2 protein-coding genes are annotated in these 2,805 nt (G+C 32.4%); one reads left to right on the top strand and one right to left on the bottom strand.

Going from position 1 to position 2,805, the window contains the following annotated elements; genetic code table 11:
* Positions 1-418 precede the first annotated feature (418 nt).
* A complete protein-coding gene (locus IQ229_RS22495) occupies positions 419-2,353 on the top strand; it encodes a hypothetical protein (protein WP_194047552.1) in 1,935 nt (644 codons plus the stop codon).
* A gap of 2 nt (positions 2,354-2,355) precedes the next feature.
* Here IQ229_RS22495 and IQ229_RS22490 read toward each other — a convergent pair.
* The coding region (locus IQ229_RS22490) for a Uma2 family endonuclease (RefSeq protein WP_194047550.1) at positions 2,356-2,805 on the bottom strand (450 nt) is incomplete at its 5' end.

The raw sequence follows: 2,805 nt of genomic DNA, 5'->3' as shown, positions 1-2,805 counted from the left end.
GATATATTGGGCATAACGAAGTTCAGAGAGTCAGGGAAATTCTATATTCTGACTCCAAACTTCTTCTTGTCTAATAGATATCTTCAGCAATCTATTATGTTATCTGTTGCCCAAAATTATTGTTATACACAATTAATTAATTTTGCCTACCTGATTTTCACCAAATGTTTAATTCTAAAGGCAGTAACTTTTATCAAAACAGAATTCAAGAGCCAGAACAAGCATCTTTATTCTGACTCCTGACTTCTGAATTCTGACTTCTTCTTCAATGGTGTAGGTTTTGCCAAGGTTAAGTTTTAGCCGAATGCTTCCATTCTAGTATCTACAATCACGACATAATCCAAACTGACTTGATAAATTGCTAATTACACGAACAAAATAAGGCATAGCAAATTTATACAAGCAGGTAGATTATCTGATGACTATTCCAGAGTCAATTAAAAAATTCATTACATGGATACAAGGTTTTGACCATCGTGTTTTGCAAAATAAAGATGATGTAAAAGAAAAGTTGATTTTGCCAATGTTTCACTATCTCTGCTATCCAGAGATATGTCATCGTGAATACTCTTTAAAAACCTATCAATCAGAAACCTACGCCAAGAATCCAGAAATTGCTCAGATTTATTTTGCAACAGATGATGTAAAAAAACAAAATACAGATACATCACTGATTTTTGTAGAAGCGATAGAACCGCAAAAAACCAAGTTAAATGAGGCTATTGAGCAAGCTAGATTTTATAGTAATCATTTTAAAACACTATTTTTTATTGTCACCAATGGATATGATATCAATGTTTTTCAGCGTCTACATTACAATCGAGAAGAATTAGTATTTGATATAAATATAGATACCTTAAAAAATAACGATGTCGCCTCAAATTTTTATAATAAACTCAATTTTGATTTAGTTAAAAACATCGATAAAAATACAGCCAGTATTATAACATATACTAAATTTAGCTTAATAGAAAAATTAATTATACGTCATCCAGATTTACAGTTTTTTTTAGAAAAATGTGATTTTGAGCCTTCTATAACGCAAGAAGACTGCCGCTTAGTTGTTGTTAAACCAAAAGTAGCGATCGCTTGTAATTTACCCAAAGCTTTTGGTGAAGGTAATTGTCAAATAGAATTCAGTAGTATTCTTTTCAAAGGTCTAAAAATTCACTTAAATCATCAAGATATTTTAGGCCAATTAATGACAGGATTACACACTCATCCAGATTGGGGTTGTCGTCGTTTTTTAAAAGAATTAGATAAAAATAATTTTACAGTACATTTGGGTCAAATAACAGTTATATTATCAAAGTTAGAAGCAACAGACTTGTGTTTGTGTATCGATGAAGTTTGCCAAAAATATAAAAACTCAATAATTGAATTTGAGAATGCTCTAGAAACATGGGATTTTGAACTTGTAAACTTTTCACAAGTTCGTGGTTTTATCCTTTTTTCTGTAAGACAAGAATTATGGGAGTTAATGCAGCAGTTTGCGAAGGAATTTGATTACAAAAAAGGCAAGTCAGAATGGCATCTATTCTATAGAAAAAATATATCAATTCGAGTGAGTCGAGGAATTCGCGATCATGCATTTATCTTTCCCAAATTTGACAGAGATTTATCTTTATTACCTAGCAATCAAGTTAACATACTCTATGAACTAAATAATGTGAATTTACAATCTATTGAAGCAGCTAAATTTAGCTTATTGCAGCAAGATATTGGAGTACGAGGAACTTGGACAGCTAGACATACCAAGAAGTGGTTATTAGATAAATATATCCCCAAGGTTATTAATTACTACTCCAACAAATCTCAACTATCTGAATCTGAATTGCTAGCAAAAATAATAAATTACAGAAGTGAACGTGCGCCAATCAAAGAAATTGATAATATTAGAGATTTAGTACCTTATCTTCGTGATATACAATCTTGGCTACATATCTATGTGGAAAATATTGCAGCTTCACTATTGAAACCATATTACCAAGCCTATACAAATTTAGTGCGTAACACAGATTCTTCCATAACAGGCATAGACTATATTTTCGGAAATTTGCGGCGAGTTGAGTGGAAAAATACCCAAGAAGAAAATTATAGTAATTCCACAGACTGGAAAAACTTGACTTTTAAATATGCTATAGATTGTTTGGATCGGCAAGTTGCAAGAATAAATAATTGTGAATACGAGAATAGTTTTAAGGCAGATTTAATCACTCGGATATTTATTTGGATTATAGAAAATGGTAGAATATCTTTTTCACAAGCTCAGTTAAATGCTGCTAAACAGGCTTTAATACCACTTTGGGAACAAAGTCGCTTTGAAATGCGCTATATCTATCCTAATCAATAAAATTATATAATTTGCTGTAAATCCAACACAAATGCAGGAAGTACATTTTCTCCAGATAAACTAGCAGGATTGTCTAATATTTCTACATCTTTACCTGGACGATAAATTTCCACTCGCTTGTTTTTCCGATCAATTAACCAGCCTAATTGAGTGCCATTTTCGATATACTCCTGCATTTTCTCTTGCAATTCTTTCAAGGAATCAGTACGAGAACGCAACTCTACGACAAAATCAGGACAAATTGGGGCAAATTTTTCTTGTTGTTCTGGGGTTAAAGCATTCCAACGCTCAATTTTCACCCAAGAAGCATTAGGAGAACGCTCTGCGCCATTAGGAAGAGTGAAACCAGTTGAAGAGTCAAAACCTTTGCCTAATTTAGTCTGTTTATTCCAGATTCCTAATTCAACAACAATATCAAAGTTACGGTTGCCAGTGTCACTACTTGTAGGTGA

This window comes from Nostoc cf. edaphicum LEGE 07299, from assembly GCF_015207245.1.
GTDB lineage: Bacteria > Cyanobacteriota > Cyanobacteriia > Cyanobacteriales > Nostocaceae > Nostoc > Nostoc edaphicum_B.
The sequence above is the reverse complement of the archived record's forward strand: the minus strand, read 5'-3'. Positions and strand labels throughout refer to the sequence as shown.

Excerpts from the sequence above, each read along its gene's own strand:
- IQ229_RS22495 (WP_194047552.1), top strand. The coding sequence starts at position 419 with ATGACTATTCCAGAGTCAATTAAAAAATTCATTACATGGATACAAGGT.